At 57.7% G+C, this 21,602-nt stretch carries 20 protein-coding genes; 13 read left to right on the forward strand and 7 right to left on the reverse strand.

Annotated elements, in window-relative coordinates; genetic code table 11:
- The first annotated feature begins 27 nt into the window (after positions 1 to 27).
- Complete coding sequence (gene hisN, locus FN806_RS10305; protein WP_142636751.1) at positions 28 to 819, forward strand: histidinol-phosphatase; 792 nt, start codon at positions 28 to 30, stop codon at positions 817 to 819.
- Positions 820 to 933: 114 nt separating this feature from the next.
- Positions 934 to 2,268, forward strand: a complete 1,335-nt coding sequence (locus FN806_RS10310; protein ID WP_142636753.1) for an 8-oxoguanine deaminase — start codon at positions 934 to 936, stop codon at positions 2,266 to 2,268.
- Here FN806_RS10310 and guaD read toward each other — a convergent pair.
- Positions 2,265 to 3,554: a guanine deaminase gene (gene guaD, locus FN806_RS10315; protein WP_142636897.1), complete on the reverse strand. Its 1,290-nt coding sequence runs from the start codon at positions 3,552 to 3,554 to the stop codon at positions 2,265 to 2,267. The genes FN806_RS10310 and guaD overlap by 4 nt on opposite strands.
- A gap of 140 nt (positions 3,555 to 3,694) precedes the next feature.
- On the opposite strand from guaD, the gene mgtE reads away from it, so the two are divergent.
- On the forward strand, positions 3,695 to 5,089 hold the full coding sequence (mgtE, locus tag FN806_RS10320; protein WP_142636755.1) for a magnesium transporter: 1,395 nt from the start codon (positions 3,695 to 3,697) through the stop codon (positions 5,087 to 5,089).
- Positions 5,086 to 5,643 (forward strand): 5-formyltetrahydrofolate cyclo-ligase, encoded by a 558-nt coding sequence (locus tag FN806_RS10325; RefSeq protein ID WP_142636757.1) that lies wholly within the window; start codon positions 5,086 to 5,088, stop codon positions 5,641 to 5,643. The genes mgtE and FN806_RS10325 overlap by 4 nt, the downstream gene beginning before the upstream one ends.
- A gap of 8 nt (positions 5,644 to 5,651) precedes the next feature.
- Here the strand turns inward: FN806_RS10325 and FN806_RS10330 are convergent, their stop codons facing one another.
- On the reverse strand, positions 5,652 to 5,885 hold the full coding sequence (locus tag FN806_RS10330; RefSeq protein WP_142636759.1) for a putative hemolysin: 234 nt from the start codon (positions 5,883 to 5,885) through the stop codon (positions 5,652 to 5,654).
- 87 nt (positions 5,886 to 5,972) lie between these two features.
- Here FN806_RS10330 and FN806_RS10335 point away from each other — a divergent pair, with 87 nt between their 5' ends.
- The 3 genes from FN806_RS10335 (at position 5,973) to FN806_RS10345 (ending at position 9,500) form a co-directional block, all read left to right on the forward strand.
- A complete protein-coding gene (locus FN806_RS10335) occupies positions 5,973 to 6,788 on the forward strand; it encodes a TIGR00282 family metallophosphoesterase (protein ID WP_142636761.1) in 816 nt (271 codons plus the stop codon).
- A gap of 90 nt (positions 6,789 to 6,878) precedes the next feature.
- The gene (locus FN806_RS10340) at positions 6,879 to 8,657 is read left to right on the forward strand and encodes an SLC13 family permease (protein WP_142636763.1); all 1,779 of its coding nucleotides are present in this window, start codon (positions 6,879 to 6,881) and stop codon (positions 8,655 to 8,657) included.
- A 96-nt stretch (positions 8,658 to 8,753) separates the two neighbouring features.
- On the forward strand, positions 8,754 to 9,500 hold the full coding sequence (locus FN806_RS10345) for a YbaY family lipoprotein (RefSeq protein WP_142636765.1): 747 nt from the start codon (positions 8,754 to 8,756) through the stop codon (positions 9,498 to 9,500).
- Here FN806_RS10345 and FN806_RS10350 read toward each other — a convergent pair whose 3' ends face one another.
- From FN806_RS10350 to FN806_RS10365, 4 genes are all read right to left on the reverse strand, one after another.
- Positions 9,501 to 11,162 (reverse strand): FAD-binding dehydrogenase, encoded by a 1,662-nt coding sequence (locus FN806_RS10350; protein WP_142636767.1) that lies wholly within the window; start codon positions 11,160 to 11,162, stop codon positions 9,501 to 9,503.
- A gap of 11 nt (positions 11,163 to 11,173) precedes the next feature.
- On the reverse strand, positions 11,174 to 12,031 hold the full coding sequence (locus FN806_RS10355; protein ID WP_142636769.1) for a bile acid:sodium symporter family protein: 858 nt from the start codon (positions 12,029 to 12,031) through the stop codon (positions 11,174 to 11,176).
- A 72-nt stretch (positions 12,032 to 12,103) separates the two neighbouring features.
- Complete coding sequence (locus FN806_RS10360; RefSeq protein ID WP_142636771.1) at positions 12,104 to 12,838, reverse strand: glutamine amidotransferase; 735 nt, start codon at positions 12,836 to 12,838, stop codon at positions 12,104 to 12,106.
- 17 nt (positions 12,839 to 12,855) lie between these two features.
- Entirely contained in the window at positions 12,856 to 14,628 is a 1,773-nt protein-coding gene (locus FN806_RS10365; RefSeq protein ID WP_142636773.1) for an SLC13 family permease, read from the reverse strand.
- Between the two features lie 110 nt (positions 14,629 to 14,738).
- Between FN806_RS10365 and FN806_RS10370 the strand changes: the two genes are divergently transcribed.
- Positions 14,739 to 15,479: a YebC/PmpR family DNA-binding transcriptional regulator gene (locus FN806_RS10370; protein ID WP_142636775.1), complete on the forward strand. Its 741-nt coding sequence runs from the start codon at positions 14,739 to 14,741 to the stop codon at positions 15,477 to 15,479.
- Positions 15,480 to 15,615: 136 nt separating this feature from the next.
- Positions 15,616 to 16,887 (forward strand): permease, encoded by a 1,272-nt coding sequence (locus tag FN806_RS10375; protein WP_142636777.1) that lies wholly within the window; start codon positions 15,616 to 15,618, stop codon positions 16,885 to 16,887.
- A gap of 14 nt (positions 16,888 to 16,901) precedes the next feature.
- Here the strand turns inward: FN806_RS10375 and FN806_RS10380 are convergent, their stop codons facing one another.
- Positions 16,902 to 17,786 carry a LysR family transcriptional regulator ArgP gene (locus tag FN806_RS10380; protein WP_142636779.1) on the reverse strand — a complete coding sequence of 295 codons (885 nt, stop codon included), beginning with the start codon at positions 17,784 to 17,786 and terminating at the stop codon, positions 16,902 to 16,904.
- 86 nt (positions 17,787 to 17,872) lie between these two features.
- Between FN806_RS10380 and FN806_RS10385 the strand changes: the two genes are divergently transcribed.
- The 4 genes from FN806_RS10385 (at position 17,873) to betC (ending at position 21,586) form a co-directional block, all read left to right on the forward strand.
- On the forward strand, positions 17,873 to 18,472 hold the full coding sequence (locus FN806_RS10385; RefSeq protein WP_142636781.1) for a LysE/ArgO family amino acid transporter: 600 nt from the start codon (positions 17,873 to 17,875) through the stop codon (positions 18,470 to 18,472).
- A gap of 40 nt (positions 18,473 to 18,512) precedes the next feature.
- Complete coding sequence (locus tag FN806_RS10390; RefSeq protein WP_142636783.1) at positions 18,513 to 19,421, forward strand: DMT family transporter; 909 nt, start codon at positions 18,513 to 18,515, stop codon at positions 19,419 to 19,421.
- Between the two features lie 87 nt (positions 19,422 to 19,508).
- The gene (gene betI, locus FN806_RS10395; protein ID WP_142636785.1) at positions 19,509 to 20,081 is read left to right on the forward strand and encodes a choline-binding transcriptional repressor BetI; all 573 of its coding nucleotides are present in this window, start codon (positions 19,509 to 19,511) and stop codon (positions 20,079 to 20,081) included.
- Positions 20,078 to 21,586: a choline-sulfatase gene (gene betC, locus FN806_RS10400; protein ID WP_142636786.1), complete on the forward strand. Its 1,509-nt coding sequence runs from the start codon at positions 20,078 to 20,080 to the stop codon at positions 21,584 to 21,586. Before betI ends, betC begins: the two co-directional genes overlap by 4 nt.
- Positions 21,587 to 21,602 lie beyond the last annotated feature (16 nt).

A 21,602-nucleotide genomic window follows, 5' to 3' on the forward strand; every position in this document is an offset into this window, starting at 1 on the left:
GATCCTGACGAAACGCACGGGTAGCGTATGGATAAGATGTCGCTGAGTGATCTTGAAGTAGCTGAAGAAATGGCCGACGCGGCGCGTGCGGCCATTCTTCCTTTTTTCAGGCAGTCTAATCTTGAGACTTCGAATAAGCTGGATCAGGGATTTGATCCGGTCACTGTCGCCGACCGCGCAGCCGAAAAAGCCATGCGCGCGGTTTTAGCCCGACATCGGCCCCAAGATGGAATATTTGGCGAGGAATATGGGCAGCACGAGGGGCAAAGTGGCCGCACCTGGGTTCTGGATCCGATCGACGGCACCCGAGGGTTTATCAGCGGGACACCGACATGGGGGGTTCTGATTGCGCTTAGCACGCAGGACGGGCCAACCATGGGGATCATCGACCAGCCGTATATCGGGGAACGCTTCATCGGCTCGGCGGATATCGCGCGAAGCCATGGTCCTACGGGCGATATGTCCCTGAAGACCCGTTCAACACCTTCTCTGGACCAGGCGATTCTGTTCACGACCTTCCCCGAGGTCGGCGCGTCGGAAGATCGTGCCGGGTTTGAGGCTGTGTCACAGCACGTACGCCTGACCCGCTATGGAATGGATTGCTATGCTTATGCTCTGCTTGCAGCGGGTCAGGTGGATTTGGTGATCGAAGCAGGTCTGAACGCCTATGACATTCAGGCGCCAATCGCCGTGATTCATGCGGCTGGCGGTATCGTCACAGACTGGCAAGGCGGCCCCGCCCATAATGGCGGTCGGGCTCTGGCGGCGGCAAACCCGCAGATCCACGCGGCGGCGCTGGAAATCCTGCGCAACTTCTAAAAACTGTTGCGGCGGACTGGCGGGCCGATTAGCCTTAATCCGGCTGGTTCTTGTGCCCGTTTTCCGCCAGCTTTTGCACTCCATGCATGAAACGGGCGATGCAAGGAGAGCAAGATGACTGATATCCTCATCAAAAATGTAGACACGATCCTGACCATGGATGACCAGCGCCGAGAACTTTCTGGCGCGGATATTCTGATCCGAGATGGACAGATTGAACAGATCGGCCATGGGTTGCAGGCGAGCGCTGAGATCCATGATGCAAGCGGATGTGTGGTTACGCCCGGCCTCGTGAACACGCACCACCATCTGTACCAGACCCTGACCCGCGCCGTTCCTGGCGGACAGGATGCGCTTTTGTTCGGATGGCTGAAAACGCTCTATCCGATCTGGTCGCGATTTGGCCCCGAAGAGATGTTCGTATCCGCCCAGATCGGTTTAGCCGAGCTGGCGTTGACGGGATGCACGCTCAGTTCCGACCACTTGTATCTATATCCGAACGGTGCGCGTCTGGATGACACCATTGCTGCGGCTGCCGAGGTTGGCCTGCGGTTCCACCCAACACGTGGCGCTATGAGTATTGGTGAAAGCGATGGTGGCTTGCCGCCGGATTCACTGGTCGAGGCCGAAGCAGCTATTCTCGAAGACATGATGCGTGTGGTCGACGCCTTTCATGACCCGTCAGAGGGTGCAATGTGTCGGGTCGGGCTGGCCCCGTGTTCGCCGTTCTCGGTCAGTCGCGATTTGATGCGGGACACGGCCATTCTGGCCCGCGACAAGGGCGTCATGCTGCATACCCATCTGGCCGAGAATGACGAGGATATCGCCTATTCGCAGGAACAATTCGGCTGCCGCCCCGGTCAATATGCCGAGGATTTGGGCTGGACCGGCTCAGATGTCTGGCACGCCCATTGCGTGAAACTGGACGGGGCAGAGATTGATCTGTTTGCACGGTCCCGCACAGGCGTGGCGCACTGTCCCTGTTCGAACTGCCGGTTGGGCTCGGGGATTGCCCCTGTACGGTCGATGCGAGATCGCGGCGTGCCTGTGGGTCTGGGCGTCGATGGGTCGGCCAGTAATGACAGCGGCAATCTGATCCTCGAGGCGCGGCAGGCTATGTTGTTGCAGCGCGTCGCAAGCGGTGCCGATGCCATGTCCTCTCGCGAGGCGCTTGAAATTGCCACGCGGGGTGGGGCGGATGTCTTGAACCGACCTGATTGCGGCCGTCTGGCTATCGGTAAGCGTGCCGATATAGCCATTTGGGATACGCGCGGCATCGAAAGCGCGGGCAGTTGGGATCCGGCAGCCCTGTTGCTTGCCGGTCCGACTAGGGTAAAGCACCTGTTTGTCGAAGGCCGTCAGATCGTGCGGGACGGGCAGATCGCAACGCTGGATCTGCCCCGGGTGATTGAACGGCAGAACCGATTGGCCCTTGCCTTGCAATCCTAGGTCCTGACAGGTTGACCTGCGATCCAAACCTCGGCAATCGCCCTGTCATCGCCCATCATGATGGTGGGAAAGATGGCCTCCCACAAATCATCGGCGCAGGCCTCGCGTTGCGCGATGGCCGGGGTTGAGGCGAGATCGAGCACGATCAGGTCGGCCTCCATTCCCGGGGCGATATTGCCGATGCTGTCATCCAGCCTCAGCGTTCGGGCCGACCCTACGGTGCCCAGCCACAGCAGTTGCGCGGCGTGCAGCGGCGTTCCGCGCAGTTGTCCGATCTCATAGGCCGATGCCATCGTGCGCAGCATCGAGAAACTTGAACCGCCACCAGTATCCGTTGCCAGACCAACCCGGTGTCCGTCGCGCATCAACCCTGCCATGTCGAACAGGCCTGACCCGATAAAGGTGTTTGAGGTCGGACAATGGATCAACGCAGCGTCGACCTGACGCAGTCGGTCGCGTTCACGTGCCTCAAGGTGGATGACGTGGCCATACAGGCCGTTGGGACCAAGCAGGCCGAACTTTTCATAGGTGTCCAGATAATCGCGGGCGTCGGGGAACAGGTCGCGTACCCAGGCAATTTCATCAGTCTGTTCGCTGAGATGGGTTTGCATCAGGCAATGGGGATGCTCTGCCCATAATGCGCCCATGGCCTCTAGCTGTTCGGGTGTGGAGGTGGGTGAGAAACGCGGCGTAATCGCATAGGACAGGCGGTCGATCCCGTGCCATTTCTCAAGCAAAGTCTGGGATTGGTCATAGGCAGTTTGCACGGTATCTCTCAGGCCATCGGGTGCGTTGCGATCCATGCAGGTTTTGCCCGCAACCACACGTTGACCGCGTTGTTTGGCCGCAAGGAAAAAGGCATCAACACTCTCGGGATGGATGGTGCAATAGCTGCACATCGTGGTGGTGCCGTGTGCCGCTGTCAGGTCCAGATACCGGTTGGCAATCTCAGAGGCATAGGCTGCATCCCCGAATTTCATCTCTTCGGGGAAGGTATAGGTGTTCAGCCAGTCGATCAGGCGTTTGCCCCAACTGGCGATCATGGCGGTCTGCGGATAATGCACATGCGCATCAACAAATCCTGCAAGGATCACGTGCTGACCATGATCCACGACTTTTGCCTCGGGGTGGGCATTGTGCAGACTGTCGGCATCCGATACGCTGGAAATCCGACCGTTTTCGATCAGAACCGCTTCGCTGATTTTGACAGCCTCGGTCGGTTCGCCCTCGAACGGGGTGCCAGTGAAACTCAGGACACGCCCTTTCAGCAGCGTTTTTTGCGCCATACTCATTCATCTCCGCCTGTCTGGGACTGCGAAACAGCATAGGGGCAGGAAAGTTGTCGGTAAATCGGCGCATTGTCATTGTTTTCCGGTAGCTGCTTCTTCTATTTAGGGGCCAATGGGCGAACAGAGCGGGGGCAGATATGACAACAGGTATTAACGAACCCGTAAGTGAGCCGACTTCTGATGATGACGCTTATGCACTGGATCGTCGAACGGTAGCATCCATTCTGTATGCAGTTGATGTTGATGACCGCGACAAGCTGGTCGAATTGATGGACCCGCTGCACGCTGCCGACATCGCCGACCTTCTGGAACAGATCAACCCCTATGACCGCGCCCGGTTGATCCGTCTGTATGACAAAGAGTTCGACGGCGATATTCTGTCTGAACTGGACGAAGGTGTCAGGGAAGAAGTTATTGAAGTCCTGCGTCCCGATGTTCTGGCGGATGCCGTACGCGACATGGAAAGCGACGATGTCGTCGATCTGCTGGAAGACCTTGAAGAGCCGCAGCAAGAAGCCATCCTGGGTGCGCTGGAGGATTCCGAACGGATCGCGGCCGAACAGGCGTTATCCTACCCGGAAAACTCGGCCGGACGGCTTATGCAACGCGAAGTCGTCATGGCGCCCGAGCATTGGACAGTTGGGCAGGCCATTGACTTTATGCGTGCCAATGACGGACTGCCAGAACAATTCTACCATTTGGTTCTTGTTGATCCGCGGTTGAAGCCAACAGCACAGGTAACACTGGGCAAACTCATGGCCACCCGGCGCGAGGTGCCTCTGCACGAAATTGCCGAAGAAGAGTTCTATACCATTCCCGTCGATCAGGATGAAGAGGACGTGGCCTATGCGTTCAATCAGTACCACCTGATCTCGGCCCCAGTGGTGGATGGTGACGGACGGCTTGTTGGTGTGATCACCATTGATGACGCGATGGTGGTGCTGGATGAGGAATACGAAGAGGATATGTTGCGCCTAGCCGGTGTCAGCAACGAAAGCTCGCTGTCCGACAGTGTGGCCGCGACCAGCAGGCGACGCCTGCCATGGTTGGCGGTAAACCTGTGTACTTCGATCTGCGCCTCGCTGGTGATTTCCCAGTTCGAGGCGGCGATTGATCAGTTGGTGGCGTTGGCCATTCTGATGCCGATTGTGGCCTCGATGGGGGGCAATGCGGGGACACAATCGCTGACCGTCGCAGTGCGAGCCCTGGCAACGCGCGACCTGACAGGTGCGAACGTAATGCGGGTGATCCGACGGGAACTGCTGGTGGGCATGTTGAACGGGCTGTGTTTTGCCACCGTTCTGGGCGTGGTGGGAATGTATTGGTTCGGCTCGCCGTTGCTGGGTGTCGTGATTGGCTCCGCTCTGGTCGTGAACATGGTGATCGCAGGCTTTGCAGGTACGGTAGTACCGGTCGTGCTAGACCGGATGGGTATTGACCCGGCGCTGGCGTCAGGAACCTTTGTGACGACAACGACGGATGTCATGGGATTCTTTATCTTTCTTGGGCTTGCCAGCGTGGTGCTATTGTGACCGATCTGACCGAAATCAAAGCTGCCGCGCGCAAGGCGGCCTTTGCCCGGCGCAAATCTGCGTTTGATGCAAATCCGCCCGGTGCCGCCGGGCGACTGTCTGAAATTCTGGCCGGGCACCGCGGAGTACCCCTGTCGGGTTATATGCCCATCCGGACCGAGAGTGACCCGCTGCCCGCCATGGCCGAGGCGTCCGCTTATGGCCCGGTTGGTGTGCCGGTTATTCAGGCGGCCGGGCAGCCGTTGAAATTCTCTCGCTGGACGCCCGAAGGCAGGCTGAAGGATGGTCCGTTTGGCGCCAAAGTGCCCGAGGTCGATGACTATTTCGATCCCGAAATTCTAATCGTTCCGCTGGTGGCATTCGATGCAAATGGGGGGCGTCTGGGTTATGGGGGCGGGTTCTATGACCGGACATTGGAAGGGCTGCGCGCGAAACGCCCGACTCTGGCCATCGGTTTTGCCTTCGATGCGCAAGAAGCAGACGGGCTGCCGCTGGAATCGACGGATCAGCCGCTTGATATGGTAGTAACTGAAAGCCGTGTGTTGACCTTTTAACGAAGGTATCAGCCCTGGTTTTTAGCGCGAAAATATTCCCAGGCATTTTTTTCGGTGCCATCAGGCAATATGCACACGCCGGTCTGGCCATTCTCTCCGTCCCGAATTTCATACCGCCCACCGCTGTCGATGCAATAGATGGCCGAGGGGTTTGGCAGCTGTGGGTTTGAGTTGACCGCTTGCTCTTCCGAGCAGGCAGCAAGCGTGGCACAGACACCAAAGGTCAGACCGATCCGAAACATAAAGAATCTCCTAAATAAAGAGTTTTGCCGTTCATTGGGTCAGCTTAACGGCTTGTACTTGCGAATTGCCACACTTAGACGGTTTCTATGAGGATACTTTTTCTGGGTGACGTTATGGGCCGCGCTGGACGCGCGGCTGTTCAGCAACATCTGCCACGTCTGCGCGACGAATGGCGGCTGGATTTCGTGGTGATCAATGGTGAGAATGCCTCGAACGGAATGGGTTTGACCGGGGATCATGCCAAGCTGCTGTTAGATGCAGGGGCGGATTGTCTGACGCTGGGCGACCACGCTTTCGACCAGAAGGACATGTTGCAATTCATTGAGAGCGAACCGCGCATTGTGCGCCCCGTTAACTTTGCTAAGGGTGCTCCGGGGCGCGGGCATCGTCTCTATACCGCCCCTGGCGGGCGCAAGGTTCTGGTTGTACAGGTGCTTGGGCAGGTCTTTATGAAGCGGCCCTTCGATGATCCGTTCTCGGCCATCGAGCCAATTCTGAAGTCACACCCGCGCGGCGGTCAGGCGCAGGCGATCATCGTTGATATGCATTGCGAGGCCACATCCGAAAAGATGGCGATGGGGCATTATTGCGACAAGCGCGCCAGCCTCGTGGTTGGAACCCATACGCATGTTCCAACCGCGGATGCGCAGATCCTTCCGGGGGGAACAGCCTATCTGACCGATGCCGGGATGTGCGGGGATTACGATTCTGTCATTGGTATGGAAAAGCTAGAACCGATGCGCCGGTTCATCACCGGGATGCCCAAGGCGCGGTTTACGCCTGCAAATGGCGAAGCAACGCTAAGCGGTGTGTTCGTGGAAACCGATGATCGCAATGGTCAGGCAAAATCCGTGCAAATGGTGCGCGTTGGGGGTCGCTTGCAACAAGCCGGGCCGCAATAGCGCGACGTTGGGCTTGCCCTGCTGCCCGCAATACGGGAAACTGCCCGACGGGCGCGCAAGCTGGGCCAGGGTTCGGACTGAATACCACGAATGCAATTTCTTCAACTGACAGAAACGGGCAGCGCGATCGTGGCGCTATTGGTTGTCGCAGGCATGTTTGTCATGTTCCTGCGCGAGGCTTACCCGACCGAGGTTGTCGCCATCGCGGGTGTTGCCCTGATGCTGGTGACCGGTATCCTGCCCTATCAAAGCGCGTTGGCAGTTCTGTCCAATCCTGCGCCATGGACGATTGCGGCGATGTTCATCGTCATGGGGGCTCTGGTCAGAACCGGGGCATTGGATTCCTTTACCGCAACTGCGCAGAAACAGGCACAGGTTAACCCGCGTATCGCGATTGCCATGCTAATGGGGTTTGTGGTTCTGGCCTCGGCGGTGGTGTCAAACACACCCGTGGTCGTCGTGATGATCCCGGTTTTTGTACAGATTGCCCGCACGTTGAACGTGCCGGCCTCGAAATTGCTGATCCCGCTCAGCTATGCTGCCATCATGGGGGGGACGCTGACACTAATCGGCACCTCGACCAACCTGCTTGTGGATGGTGTCGCGCGATCTCAGGGTCTGGCTGCATTCACGATTTTCGAAGTCACGCCCTTGGGCATCGCAGTGGTGATCTACGGCATGATCTATCTGCGCTTTGTTGCGCCGCGTCTGCTGCCGGAACGCGACAGCATGGCCTCGCTTCTCAGTGATCGCTCTAAGATGAAGTTCTTCACCGAGGCCGTCATCCCGCCCGACAGCAACCTGGTCGGGCGCGAGGTGACAGGGGTGCAACTGTTCAAACGCCCCGGCGTCCGTCTGATCGACGTGGTCAGAGGGGACGAGTCGCTGCGGCGCAACCTCAAGGGTGTGACGCTCGAGGTTGGGGACCGCGTGGTTCTGCGAACCGAGATGACCGAGTTGCTGAGCCTGCAAAGCAACAAAGAGTTAAAGCGTGTTGATCAGGTTTCTGCGGTCGAGACCAAAACGGTCGAAGTGCTGATCACACCGGGGTGCCGTATGGTTGGGCGAACGCTGGGCGTGATGCGCCTGCGCCGCCGCTATGGTGTCTACGTTCTGGCGGTACATCGGCGGAACCAGAATATCGGTCGTCAACTAGACGACCTCGTGGTGCGGGTCGGGGATACTCTGCTGTTGGAGGGATCACCTGCCGATATCCAGAAGCTTGCCGCTGATATGGATATGGTCGACGTGACACAGCCCTCGGCGCGTGCGTTCCGCCGCAATCACGCTCCGGTGGCGATTGGCGCGCTTATCGGGATCGTCGTATTGGCTGCTTTAGGTGTGGCGCCAATTCTGCTGCTGTCCATTCTTGCGGTCGCTCTGGTTCTGGTCACCCGCTGCATAGACGCGGATGAGGCGTTTTCCTTTATCGAAGGGCGACTTCTGGCATTGATATTCTCGATGCTGGCCATCGGGGCCGCGCTTGATAAGTCCGGGGCGGTTTCCCTGATCGTCGATGCAATTGCGCCCGGGCTCAGCACGCTGCCTCCGTTCCTGATCGTTTGGGCCATCTATGTTTTGACCTCGGTGCTTACCGAACTCGTCTCCAACAACGCCGTTGCGGTAGTGGTCACGCCGATCGCAATCGGGTTGGCGCAGGCCGTCGGCGTAGACCCAAGGCCGCTGGTAGTTGCGGTGATGTTGGCGGCATCTGCATCCTTTGCGACACCAATCGGATATCAGACCAACATGATGGTCTATGGTCCGGGGGGATATCGGTTTGTCGATTTCATGAAGGTTGGCATCCCCTTGAACCTGACAGTAGGGCTGCTTGCTTCGTTGCTTATTCCGATCATCTGGCCGTTGTAACACCGGCGCGAACCCGCCGGTTTTGCGCTGACGGTCTTGTAAAGGCTGATCCAGACACAATCTTTTCCTCTAGAACTTGGACGAAAGGACGGGATTATGCCTTTTCCAAAATTTGGTCAGTTGATCGTAATGGGTGCGATTATGGTGGCGCTGATTGGCAGCGATGTATCGGCTGGTTCGGTGACCGGTACCGCCTCCTACCGCGAACGGATTGCCGTGCCTGAAGACGCGACGCTTTATATCGAGCTGCAGGATATATCGCTTGCGGATGCGCCAGCGGTAACGCTGGCTGCGCAGCGCTACGTGCTGAGCGGGGTGCCTGCCGAGTTTGAATTGACCTATGATGATGCTCTGATCCGTGACGGGATGACCTATGCGGTGCGGGGGGCAATATATCGTGGGTCACAACTGCTGTTTACGACCGACACTGTGTATCCGGTCCTGACCAATGGTGCGCCGGATACGGCCGACCTTTTGTTGGTCAAGACGGGCGGCCCCACGTCGGCGGGGCTGGAAAACACAAGCTGGACGGCGATTGGTGTGGATGGGGCCGTGCTGAACAGCGAACGCGCACCGCAACTTGATTTTGCGCAAGGCGGTGCCTTTAGCGGCTCAGGCGGTTGCAACCGTTTCACAGGGCAGGCCGAAATTTCCGGAAATTCGCTTACGTTTCCAGACAATATTGCGGCCACTTTGATGGCCTGCCCGCCCGAGATGGAGCAGGTCGAGGATCAGTTCTTTGCCGCCCTGCAAAACGTGGTGTCCTATGCGGTGGCGGGCGATAGCCTTGCGCTGCTGGACAGCGCAGGCGACCCAGTTCTGAAATTCATACGCACGCAGTAATCAGGCCACAGCGCGCGACCGTCCTGCGTTGCGCCCGGAAAAGATGCAGCCGCCCAGAAATGTGCCTTCCAGCGCGTTGTATCCGTGATAGCCGCCGCCGCCGAAACCGGCGACCTCTCCTGCGGCGAACAGCCCGGGAACGACCTGACCGTTTGGACCGATCATCTGACTGTCGAGGTTGGTCTGCAAACCGCCCAGCGTTTTGCGCGTCAGCATGTGAAGTTTGACCGCGATTAGCGGCCCATTGGCAGGATCAAGGAACTTGTGTGGTTTGGCGGTGCGGATCAACCTGTCACCCCGATAGTTGCGGGCCGTCAGAATAGCCGCCATCTGCGCGTCCTTGGTAAACGGGTTGTCGACCTGTGAGTCCCGCGCTTCGATCTGGGCGCGCAAATGCGCTTCATTGATCAGATCGCCACCCAGTTGGTTCATGCCGCTGACCAGTTCGGTCAGAGTGTTGGCAACGATGAAATCTTCCCCGTGTTGTTTGAAGGCCTCGACCGGCGCGGTGGCTTGCGATCCTGACAAAATGCGCTGACGGATAACCTCTTTCCAGCTGCCCGAGGTGAAATCCGGGTTCTGTTCCGACCCGGAGAGCGCAAATTCTTTTTTGATGACTTTCTGCGTCAGTACAAACCAGCTGTATTCATAACCGGTCTTCAGGATCTCTTTCAGCGTGCCCAACGTGTCGAACCCCGGCAAACAAGGGGGCAACAGACGATTGCCGCGCGCGTCAAACCACATAGAGCTTGGGCCGGGCAGGATACGAATTCCGTGCGATGGCCAGATCGGGTTCCAGTTTTTGACGCCCTCGGTGTAATGCCACATCCGGTCGCCGTTGATCACATGCCCACCGGCCTTTTCGCTGATAGGGATCATCCGACCGTCAACGTGGAACGGCACGCCCGCGATCATGTCTTTGGGTGGTTCGCCCAGGCGGTCGCGCGGCCAGTTCTTGCGCACCATTTCGAAATTGCCACCAATACCGCCCGAACTGACGATGACCGAAGGAGCATAGACCTCGAATTCCCCGACCTCTTCCCGGTTGGTCTTGGCGCCATGCGCGGCTGCGTCCTCAGCCAAGACCTCTCCCGAGACGCCTTTGGCACAGCCGTTTTGCATAATGATATGGCTGACTTGGTGGCGGAACTTCAGCTGGATCAGGCCTGTGCTGACATGTTCGCGCACGCGACGGATGAAATGTTCCAGAACACCAGGGCCGGTGCCCCATGTGATGTGGAACCGAGGTACCGAATTGCCATGTCCATCGGCATAAGAACCGCCACGTTCGGCCCATCCAACCACAGGAAACCATCGCAGCCCCATATCGTGCAGCCAGGGCCGCATTTCACCGGCGGCGAATTCGACATAAGCCTCGGCCCATTTGCGGGGCCAAGCGTCTTCTTCGCGGTCAAACTGCGCGCTGCCCTGCCAGTCACGCAAGGCCAGTTCGTGGCTGTCCCTGATGCCCATCCGGCGCTGTTCCGGCGTGTCGACCATGAACAATCCACCGAGGCTCCAGAACGCCTGACCGCCGAGGAAATGACCGGGTTCCTGATCCAGTATGATCACCTTTTTTCCGCGGTCGCCTAGCTCGGCCGCGGCCGCAAGCCCAGCCAGCCCAGCCCCAACGACAATGGCATCTGCGGTGTTATTGGACATGTTTTTTCCTCTCAGCTGCGGCGCAGCCAGGCGATAAATGGCAGGGCGACGACATACATCAAGATACCATAGACGGCCGATGGCAGAGCAAGAGGGCTTAGCCCGTTTTCCGTGCTGGTAATCAGCGCTGCCAATGTGATGCCAAGAGTCGAGTTTTGGATGCCAGTTTCGATCGAGATCGTCTTGCTCTCGTTCCATGACAGGTTCACGGCGCGGGCCAGTCCCAGCCCGATCAGCAGCAGCGCAATGTTCAGGGTGATCAACGCCGACCCCATCAGCCCCAAATTTTCGACGAACATTTCCCAGTTCCCGGCCAGCGCGGCGAGAACGATCAGGACGAAAAGAATCGAAGCCAGTTTGGACAGATGGGCATCGACCCGTTCTGCGAATCCTTTTGCGAAATGCCGTATACTGACGCCGATGGCAACGGGCAGGGTGGTGATCAGGAACATCGCTATGGCCAGCCCGGTGATCGAAACCTCGGGTGCGTCCTCGCCCATGAAGTGATTGATCGACCATGCGGCCAATACGGGTACCGTCACCATCGACAGCAAGCTGATGATGGCTGTCAGGCTGACGGAAAGAGCGACATCACCCTTGGCCAGTTTAGTCAGGATATTGCTGGTAACACCGCCGGGGCAAAAGCTGAGGAGCATAACACCGACTGCTATTTCCGGTGGCAGTGCAAAGAGTTTGACCGTCGTAAATGCCGCAATGGGAAGCAAGATCACCTGGCAGAACGCCCCTATCGCAAAAGGGTATCGTCTGCTGACAACCCGGCGGAAATCGGCGATCTCAAGCCCGACACCCAAGGACAGCATGATTATGGCCAACGATAGTGGCAGGCCGACATTAATAAGCAGATCCAACTACAACTCCTCCCAAAGCCGTTCGGACCAGCGTAAGCGAGGGTCAAAGCCGCAGGCAACCGCGCCGTAGGGTCAGCCGTAGCGTTGGGCGAACCTGCGCAGGATTTCACCGGGCAGAGTGACATTGGCGGCGTGGCAAATGTCGATCAGACGCTGCGCATCTTCGGGCGGGAAATAGCCGTGGTGTTTGTAGATGGTGATACGTTCTTCAAAGTCGCGGGCATCAGCCTCGGGGTGGAACTGTGTGGCATAGACATTCTGGCCCCAGCGGATCATCTGGAACGGGCAAGGGTCCGAGGCAAGCAGATGCACGCACCCTTCTGGCAGGGATTGCACAGCCTCTTTATGGCCCACAAAAGCATCAAAACTCTGACCCAGCCCCGAGATCAGTGGATCGGTCGCACCGTCCTCTGTCACGTGGCAGGTTGAGGGGCCGACGGGCTCTCCGAACTGGTCTTTACTGACATCGCCACCCAGATGCGCGGTAAGAATACCCAGCCCATAGCAGCACCCCATGAACGGATGATCGCGCGCGGTGATCTGCGGCATCAGGCCCATGATGGCGGCTTCGGTGCGGGCATCCGTCGGCGATTTTGTCGCCGGATCGTCGCTGACACAGCCGGGGCCGCCGCCGACGATCACTCCAGCATAGTCGGTCACGTCCAAGCCGTCGGGCATGTCTTCACAATCCAACCGGATGCGATGGGTCTGTTCAGAACTCAGGCCGGTCTTGTCCAAAATCGAGGCAAATTCGGCATCGGACGCATCGGTTTCCGGGCGTAACTGCAGGATCAGAAATTGTTTCATGGAACGGCTCTTACCCGTCACAGCGGCCAGAACACAAGGATGGCGGGTATCGAAACCGCAATGATCAGGATTTCCAGCGGCAGGCCCATGCGCCAGTAGTCTCCGAACCGATAGCCACCCGGACCCAGAACTAGCGTGTTGTTCTTATGCCCGATAGGCGTCAGGAACGCAGCCGAGGCTGCAACGGCGACCGTCATCAGAAACGGGTCGGGGGAAACCTCAAGCGTGCGGGCCATCTGAATGCCGACCGGGGCCGCCACAATCGCCGTGGCGGTGTTGTTCAACACGTCCGACAGGGTCATGGTGACCACCATCAGAACGGTCAGAATAGCCCATGCAGGCAGGCCGTTAGTTAACTGGATCAGCGCATTGGCGATCAGTTCGGTGCCGCCCGAGGTTTCCAGTGCGCTGCCCAGGGGGATCATCGAGCCCAGCAAAACGACCACCGGCCATTCGATGTGAGTATAGAGATCTGCGATTGGCATGATCTTGGTCAGCACATAGGCAACCACAACCAGCCCCAATGCGACCGGCAGGTAGATCAGCCCAACACTGGCTGCCAGTACCGCGGTGGCAAACAGGCCAATCGCAAGCCAGGCCTTTTCATTGGCGGTGACGTTCAGACCGCGTTGGGCCAGCGGTAGGCATCCCAGCCATTCGGTCACATCGGCGCTGCGATCACGCGGGCACAGCAACAACAGGATGTCGCCAGCCTCAACCTCGGTTTTGCGAACCTGTTCGGTGATGCTGCGGCCCTGGCGCGAAATGCCCATCAAAACGGTGCTCTGCCGCCATGCCAATCCCAACCCCTGCGCAGTACGCCCGGTGATGCGGGCGTTTTCGGTCACGACAACCTCGACGACTTCCAGCCCGTCGCCTTCAGCGGTCAGAAGCTCCTGTCGACGTGTGTCCGAAAAATCCAGCTTCAGCGCCGCGCGGAATTCATCCAGCGCCTCGGGGCGGGCCTCAAGCACCAGCGCGTCACCCTGATTCAGTGTTGCATGGGCCGACCGGCCATAGCGGCGCTTGCCGTCGCGGATCAGGCCGATGATGGCGACGTCAGATTTCTCGGCATCTTCATAAAGCTCGCTGACCCGTTTGCCGATCAACGGCGATTCCGGTGGGACGGTTAGTTCTGCGATATATTCGGCCAGCGCCTCAGAGGTTTCGGTTTGCGGTCCCCGGTTCGGGATCAATCGCCAGCCCACCAGTGAGACAAAAGCAAGCCCGGCAATCGCAGCAATGCCACCCACAGGGGCGAAATCGAACATACGAAAGGGCTCGCCCAGAGTTTCTGCGCGGATTGAGGCGATGATGATGTTCGGTGGCGTGCCAATCAGGGTCGCCATCCCACCCAGAATTGTTGCAAAGCTGAGCGGCATTAGGGTCAGGCCGACGGCTCGTCCGGCTTTTCGTGCGGTCTGAATGTCGACCGGCATCAACAGGGCCAAGGCAGCGACGTTATTCATGAAGGCGGACAGAACCGCCCCGATACCGCCCATCAAGGCGATATGGGCCCCAAGGCCGCGTGACGCGTCAACCAGTGATCGCGTGATCAAGAATACCGCACCGGACCGGACCAGCCCGGCCGAAACGACCAGAACCAGCGCGACGATGATGGTTGCCGAGTGACCAAAACCGGCAAAAGCGTCATCGACGGGTACTACCCCCAACACCACTCCGATCAGAAGCGCGGAAAACGCAACAAGATCATAGCGAAACCGCCCCCAAAGCAGCATTCCGAATACAGTGGCAAAGAGAGCGAAAAGTATGATCTGATCTGTCGTCATACCGCCAACATACTCGCAGAAGAAGCCGTCGCAAGCCGGTCTCTTGATCCCATGGCCCGCAAAAGTCTATATGGGCGCCAAATACGCAAACACTATCACGAGGACGCACCATGGCAGGCCACTCCAAATGGGCCAATATCCAGCACCGCAAGGGACGTCAGGACGCCGCGCGGTCCAAACTGTTTTCCAAGCTGTCAAAAGAGATCACCGTTGCCGCTAAGATGGGCGACCCCGATCCCGACAAGAACCCGCGTCTGCGTCTGGCGGTGAAAGAGGCCAAGTCAAACTCGGTCCCCAAAGACGTGATCGACCGGGCGATCAAGAAATCGCAGGCGGGCGATGGCGACGAATACGAAGAAATCCGGTATGAGGGCTATGGCCCCAACGGCGTGGCCGTCATCGTCGAGACGATGACCGACAACCGGAACCGGACCGCATCGACCGTGCGCTCGACCTTTTCCAAGAATGGCGGCAATCTTGGCGAGACCGGCTCCGTCGGCTTTATGTTCGAACGCAAGGGTGAAGTGGTCTATCCAGATACGGTTGGTGATGCCGACACCGTGTTCGAAGCGGCCATTGAGGCAGGCGCGGAAGATGTTGAAAGCTCGGACGAAGGTCATATCATCTGGTGCGCCGACACCGATCTGAACGACGTCTCGAACGCGCTCGAGGCCGCGCTGGGTGAAACGGAATCCACCAAACTGGTTTGGAAGCCAAGTACCACGACCGAGCTGGGGCTTGAGGATATGCAAAAGCTGATGAAGTTGGTGGATGCGCTGGAAGATGATGATGACGTTCAGCGTGTCACAACCAATTTCGAAGCCTCGGATGAGGTGATGGCGCAGCTTTGATCTGCCCCGCATCTTGAGATTTGGAAACCCGGCCGTCAGGCCGGGTTTTTTGTTGGTTGGAGGATAGGGCTATTGGCCGATCAGGTTCGAACCCATAGGCTGGGTCGAATAGCTGAAGCAGCGAGTCAAAGAGCAGATGACCGAACCTCAATTTGATTTGGCCAAACGCAATGTGCCTGTTTTGACCGGGCAGAGTATTCTGTCGCAGGTCGCCTGGACCCTTGGCAGCCCGTCCATTGTCTTGCCGTTTCTTGCCGTTTCGCTGGAACTTCCGATGTTCATCGCCGGCGCGCTGGTTTCAATCCGCATGGTCGGCAGCATGATCGCCGACGTGTTTCTGGCCCAGGTCATTGCGCTGCGCGAACAGAAGAAACGCAGCATCGCGATGACCGAAGTATTGATCGGGGCCTGCCTTGTCATGGCTCTGGCGGCGGCCGCGACAGGCAGTCTCGTGTTCACGGCCACAGCCTTTATCATCGCATTTTTTTTGATCGGTCTTGTGGGTGAGATCCAGACATTGCTGCTTACTGACCTGCTGGGCGCGCACGTTCAGTCCAGGTCACGGATGATCATGCGATATCTGCAGTTAGGCGCCGGCGGATTGGGCGCAATCGGTCTTGTTCTGTTGGTCCATCAAATCACGCTGGGCAACCCTCCGTTTGCGCGCCATTCGGTTGTGATCGGAGTTGCAGTGGTGTTTTTTCTGTTGTCTGGCCTATCAATCCTGGCGATGTCCGAAGTTCCGCATCAGAAAATTTCCACAGCGCCTGAGGACGAAAGCAAAAGACATTGGTCCGAGTATTTCACCGATATTCTGGCGATGTTCAACCAGACCTGGTTCCGGCGCTATATGGTCATGCGCCTTCCGATTGTGGTTGTCAGTCTATCGGTTCCGTTCTTTGCCCTGATGGCGGCCGAGGCACATCACAGTTCGGCCAAAGGTCTTACCGCAATGATCATTTCGTCGGCCTCTGGATATCTGGTCTCTGCGCCTTTGTGGCAGTTTGTTAACCTGAAATCCCACCGGGCGGTCATGGTATCCGGAACTCTGATGGTGGCCTTGACCGGAGCAGGGCTGCTGACGGTCCATTACCTCCATATCGGTCATCAGGTGCACACTCATGCGGTTGCCCTGTTTGTGGTGACCGTGGCGGTAACAGGCATCAGCAGTGCCCGAAAGTTGTATTTTCTGGATATCGCCCCGTTTGATCAGCGGGTCAAAGGGGCGGCAGCGGTGAAAAGCATCTCGCGGATTGTTGCGGTCATCGTGTCGGCGGCGCTGGCTGGTCTGGCGCATATGCACCAGGTCTCTGCGGCGGTTTTGATCGTTGTCTTGGTCAGCCTGATCGCAGCTTTTGCCTGTTACCGGGTGGTGACGCCAATTCCTAAAGCGCCCGAGCCATCCTGATCGGCCAATCCTGTCTATCGTTGAATAAGCGCGTCGACAGCCGCGCGCTTTACAGCGGCGGTCAGCGGCGAAAGGGCCGAGGATAAGACACGCCCGACCTGCCAGGTCAGCGGAACATCAAGGGGCGTGTCTGGTATCAAGGGGCACAACAGGCCATCTGCCAAAGGCTTTTGTACCAGCTCAATCGGGTTCATTCCCCACCCGATGCCGGCGATCGCTGCATCCACAAACCCGTGTGAGGATGGCAGAAAATGCGATGGCGGGGAAATGTAGTGCCCAAACTCTCTCGCAAACCAGGCTTTCTGAAGACCGTCCTTTTGATTGAAGGTCAGGCACGGTGCTATGGCAAGGCTGCTTTTGGTTACACCGTCCCGGAACCATTTATGCATAAAACCTGGGCTGGCCGTTGGAATGTACCTGAAATCCCCAAGTGGATGGGCATCGCAGCCAGAGACCGGTTGCCCTCCGGTGGTAACAGCCGCGCTGACCTCACCGCGGCGCAACCAATCGGCCGAATGGTCCTGATCATCAATTACCAGATCGAACAGCAATTCATCTGTTTGGGCCATCGCAGCGATGAACCATGTGGCCAAACTGTCTGCAGGAATTGCAATGCGCACCTGGGTCGGGCCAGAGGTTCCCTCCAACGCAAGTTCACGGGCCAGCTGTGCCTCAAGCAGCCCGATATCCTCGGCGTATCTGGCAATGCGCAAGCCGGCGGGTGTCGCTGTGCAGGGCGCACCACGAGTGATCAGAGCGGCGCCTATCCGATCCTCTAATGACTTGATCCGCTGCGATATCGCCGAAGGCGTCACCGACAGCTCTGTGGCGGCGGCGTCAAAGCTTCCGTGGCGTAGAATGGCCGAAAGTGCGGCAAGGTGATTGGGATCCAGCAACATTAGCAGAGCTTAATCAGGTGTAACTTCTTTAATTTGATAAATCGACTGACTGGCTCTAGTCAATCAAATCGAACACAGGAGGTTTCATGTCCGCATCTCTGATTTCCGGATTCGCTCTGGGCTTTAGTCTGATTTTGGCCATTGGTGCGCAGAACGCCTTTGTCCTGCGTCAAGGGCTGCGCCGCGAACATGTTTTTGCCCTATGCCTGACCTGCGCCGTATCGGATGCCATTCTGATTGCGGCAGGGGTTGCCGGGTTCGGAACGCTTGCTCAGACCGCTCCTTGGTTCGAGCCGGTCATGCGCTATGGCGGGGCTGTGTTTCTGACCTGGTACGGGTTGCGCAGCCTGCTATCGGCCTGGCGCGGCGGGTCTTCCATGGATGTCAGTGAAGGGACACGTTCAAGTCTGAGGTCTGTCCTGCTGACCGTGCTGGCATTCACCTGGTTGAATCCGCATGTCTATCTGGACACGGTGGTTCTGATCGGGTCGATATCTGCACAATATGATGACCGGTTGGCCTTTGCTATTGGAGCGATGCTGTCCAGCTTTGTCTTCTTCTTCTCGTTGGGCTACGGGGCAAGGATTCTGTCGCCGGTCTTTGCCCGCCCAAGGGCATGGCAGGTGCTGGATATTGTTATCGGTTTTGTCATGCTGGCGATTGCGGCCAAGCTGGTGGCGATCTGAGGTCTTGTTCCCGCCTGTGTTTCGGTGTTGAACCGTTAACATGACAACTCAACCTAACACCTATCGGCCATTGGCGGGAATGTTCTGGATGTTTTCCGCCGGTCTGTCCTTTGTTGTCATGACTGCGCTCGTCAAATCTCTGGGCACCTCCATGGACCCGATACAGGCCGCATTTCTGCGCTTTGTCTTTGGGTTGGTGTTCCTACTGCCAGCGTTATGGCTGATCGTTACGACACCTCTGACACGTAGGCATTTGACACTGTTCGGCATCCGCGGGGTGGTTCACGCCATTGCCGTGATGCTGTGGTTCTTTTCCATGACCCGAATTCCGTTGGCCGAAGTCACGGCCATGAACTACATGACGCCGGTCTATGTCACATTGGGTGCTGTGCTGTTTCTAGGCGAGAAACTAGCCTTCCGCCGGATTGCCGCCATTGGTGTCGCATTGATCGGTGTAGCAATTATTCTCCGACCTGGGTTTCGGGATATCTCGGTTGGTCACGTGACCATGTTGGGCACTTCGTTGACGCTTGGTGCATCCTACCTGCTGGCCAAAATGCTGGTGCGAGATCTGCCGCCCTCGGTCGTGGTTGCACATATGTCCATATGGGTGACGATGGCGCTGATACCTTTTGCCATTGCCGTGTGGTCCCCACCAAGTCTCCATGACTTGGGTGTGCTGTTTCTGGTTGCCTGTTTTGCCACACTTGGACACTATCTGATGACCTTGGCCCTGCAGGCCGCCCCCGTAGCAGTGACGCAGCCCGTCACATTCTTACAGCTGATCTGGGCCACGCTGGTTGGGGCGTTGGTTTTCCACGAAAGCGTAGATTTGTGGGTGGTCGCCGGGGGCACGCTGATTCTGTTGGCAGTCAGTTTTATTGCCTGGCGCGAGGCCGTGTTGAACCGCAGCAGCCTGACGACCCCCAGTATTGCACCTAAACTTTAGCCGATTTCTGCCGAAAAAACGTTATTAATTGACGAGTCAATAAAAATCTCCTAGCGTTTTTCTATCAAAAGCAGTTGAGGGGTACGGATGCCGAAACTCGGAATGGAGCCAATCCGCCGTGATGCGATCGTTAAGGCAACGATTGCTGAGCTCGGGTCGAAAAAATCCCTCGATGTAACCGTCAGCCAGATCGCTAAGCGGGCTGGCATGTCCAGCGCGCTGGCACATCACTATTTCGGCGGTAAAGATCAGATTTTTCTGGCAGCGATGCGCCGCATCCTGTCGGATTTCGGGGCAGAGGTCCGGTCAGAACTGAAAGCAGCCACGCCAAATGGACGCGCGCAGGCGATCATCCGGGCATGCTTTGCCCCATCCTGTTTCACGCCGGATGTGACGGCAGCGTGGATGACATTCTACGTTCTTGCGCAGACCAATGACGACGCCCTGCGATTGTGGCAGATTTATCAGGCCCGTATCCGGTCGAACCTAGTTTATGCGCTGCGCCCGCATTTGGCCGATCCGGTTGAGGCGGCCGGGAACATGATCGCCTTGATCGACGGACTTTATATCCACGCCGCGCTGAGCGCCCCGGAAGAACCGCAACTGGCTGTAAACCACGCGATGCGCGTGCTCAGCACCTTGCTCGAGGCCGAGAAATGACAAAACCTAATATTCTGATCCTGATGGTGGATCAGTTGAACGGGACCCTTTTTCCTGACGGTCCTGTCGACTGGCTGCATGCGCCAAACCTGAAAAAGCTGGCCGAACGATCCACGCGATTTGCGAATGCCTATACGGCGTCGCCCCTGTGTGCGCCGGGTCGGGCCAGTTTTATGTCCGGTCAGTTGCCGTCGCGCACTGGTGTCTATGACAATGCCGCCGAGTTTGGCAGTGATATTCCGACATATGCCCACCATCTGCGCCGTGCAGGGTACTATACCTGTCTGTCGGGCAAGATGCATTTCGTCGGGCCTGATCAGTTGCACGGGTTTGAAGATCGCCTAACCACCGACATCTACCCCGCCGATTTCGGCTGGACCCCGGACTACCGTAAACCAGGCGAGCGGATTGACTGGTGGTATCACAATATGGGTTCGGTCACGGGCGCAGGTGTAGCCGAGATTTCCAACCAAATGGAATATGATGACGAGGTGGCTTATAACGCCAAGTCCAAGCTATACGATCTGGCCCGTGGCAAGGACGACCGTCCATGGTGCCTGACTGTAAGCTTTACCCACCCGCATGATCCCTATGTTGCACGTCGCAAATACTGGGACCTGTACGAAGATTGCGAGCACCTTCTGCCCGAGATTGCCGACCTTGGTTATGATAATCAGGACCCGCATTCGAAACGGATTTTTGACGCCAATGACTGGCGCAGCTTTGACATCACTCAAGAAGATACCCGCAAATCACGCCGCGCCTATTTCGCCAATATCTCTTATCTGGACGACAAGGTCGGAGAAATCCTCGAGGTGTTAGAGACCACGCGGCAAGAGGCGATCATCCTGTTCGTTTCGGATCATGGCGATATGCTTGGTGAACGCGGATTGTGGTTCAAGATGACCTTCTATGAAGGGTCATCCCGCGTCCCGCTGATGATCTGTGCGCCCGATCTGCCAGCGGGCCGGATCGACGCTCCGGTTTCGACCATAGATGTGACGCCGACCTTGGGTGCTCTTGCCGGTGTCGATATGGCAGAGATCGCGCCGTGGACAGATGGCGAAAACCTTGTGCCGCTGGCCATGGGGCACGAGCGCAGTGCGCCGGTCGCGATGGAATATGCAGCCGAGGCCTCTTATGCGCCACTGGTGTCCTTGCGCTATGGCAAATGGAAATACAACCGATGTGCGCTAGACCCTGATCAACTGTTCGACCTCGAGGCGGACCCTTCCGAGTTGGAGAACCTTGCAGACAGGCCAGAGCATGCAGGAACGTTACAGACCTTGCGTGCCAAGTCCGATGCTCGCTGGGATCTGGATCGGTTCGACGCCGAAGTTCGCGCCAGCCAGGCGCGTCGCTGGGTCGTGTACGAGGCGTTGCGCCAGGGCGGGTATTATCCTTGGGACTACCAGCCCCTGCAGAAAGCATCTGAGCGGTACATGCGTAACCACATGGATCTGAATATCGTCGAGGAAAGCCAACGCTTTCCACGCGGAGAGTAACAACCCGAATTAACAA

The sequence above is a fragment of the Ruegeria faecimaris genome (assembly GCF_900182615.1).
GTDB classification, from domain to species: domain Bacteria; phylum Pseudomonadota; class Alphaproteobacteria; order Rhodobacterales; family Rhodobacteraceae; genus Ruegeria; species Ruegeria faecimaris.

Excerpts from the sequence above, each read along its gene's own strand:
- hisN (WP_142636751.1), top strand. The coding sequence starts at position 28 with ATGGATAAGATGTCGCTGAGTGATCTTGAAGTAGCTGAAGAAATGGCC.
- FN806_RS10310 (WP_142636753.1), top strand. The coding sequence starts at position 934 with ATGACTGATATCCTCATCAAAAATGTAGACACGATCCTGACCATGGAT.
- guaD (WP_142636897.1), bottom strand. The coding sequence starts at position 3,554 with ATGGCGCAAAAAACGCTGCTGAAAGGGCGTGTCCTGAGTTTCACTGGC.
- mgtE (WP_142636755.1), top strand. The coding sequence starts at position 3,695 with ATGACAACAGGTATTAACGAACCCGTAAGTGAGCCGACTTCTGATGAT.
- FN806_RS10330 (WP_142636759.1), bottom strand. The coding sequence starts at position 5,885 with ATGTTTCGGATCGGTCTGACCTTTGGTGTCTGTGCCACGCTTGCTGCC.
- FN806_RS10335 (WP_142636761.1), top strand. The coding sequence starts at position 5,973 with ATGAGGATACTTTTTCTGGGTGACGTTATGGGCCGCGCTGGACGCGCG.
- FN806_RS10340 (WP_142636763.1), top strand. The coding sequence starts at position 6,879 with ATGCAATTTCTTCAACTGACAGAAACGGGCAGCGCGATCGTGGCGCTA.
- FN806_RS10345 (WP_142636765.1), top strand. The coding sequence starts at position 8,754 with ATGCCTTTTCCAAAATTTGGTCAGTTGATCGTAATGGGTGCGATTATG.
- FN806_RS10350 (WP_142636767.1), bottom strand. The coding sequence starts at position 11,162 with ATGTCCAATAACACCGCAGATGCCATTGTCGTTGGGGCTGGGCTGGCT.
- FN806_RS10360 (WP_142636771.1), bottom strand. The coding sequence starts at position 12,838 with ATGAAACAATTTCTGATCCTGCAGTTACGCCCGGAAACCGATGCGTCC.
- FN806_RS10365 (WP_142636773.1), bottom strand. The coding sequence starts at position 14,628 with ATGACGACAGATCAGATCATACTTTTCGCTCTCTTTGCCACTGTATTC.
- FN806_RS10370 (WP_142636775.1), top strand. The coding sequence starts at position 14,739 with ATGGCAGGCCACTCCAAATGGGCCAATATCCAGCACCGCAAGGGACGT.
- FN806_RS10375 (WP_142636777.1), top strand. The coding sequence starts at position 15,616 with ATGACCGAACCTCAATTTGATTTGGCCAAACGCAATGTGCCTGTTTTG.
- FN806_RS10380 (WP_142636779.1), bottom strand. The coding sequence starts at position 17,786 with ATGTTGCTGGATCCCAATCACCTTGCCGCACTTTCGGCCATTCTACGC.
- FN806_RS10385 (WP_142636781.1), top strand. The coding sequence starts at position 17,873 with ATGTCCGCATCTCTGATTTCCGGATTCGCTCTGGGCTTTAGTCTGATT.
- FN806_RS10390 (WP_142636783.1), top strand. The coding sequence starts at position 18,513 with ATGACAACTCAACCTAACACCTATCGGCCATTGGCGGGAATGTTCTGG.
- betI (WP_142636785.1), top strand. The coding sequence starts at position 19,509 with ATGCCGAAACTCGGAATGGAGCCAATCCGCCGTGATGCGATCGTTAAG.
- betC (WP_142636786.1), top strand. The coding sequence starts at position 20,078 with ATGACAAAACCTAATATTCTGATCCTGATGGTGGATCAGTTGAACGGG.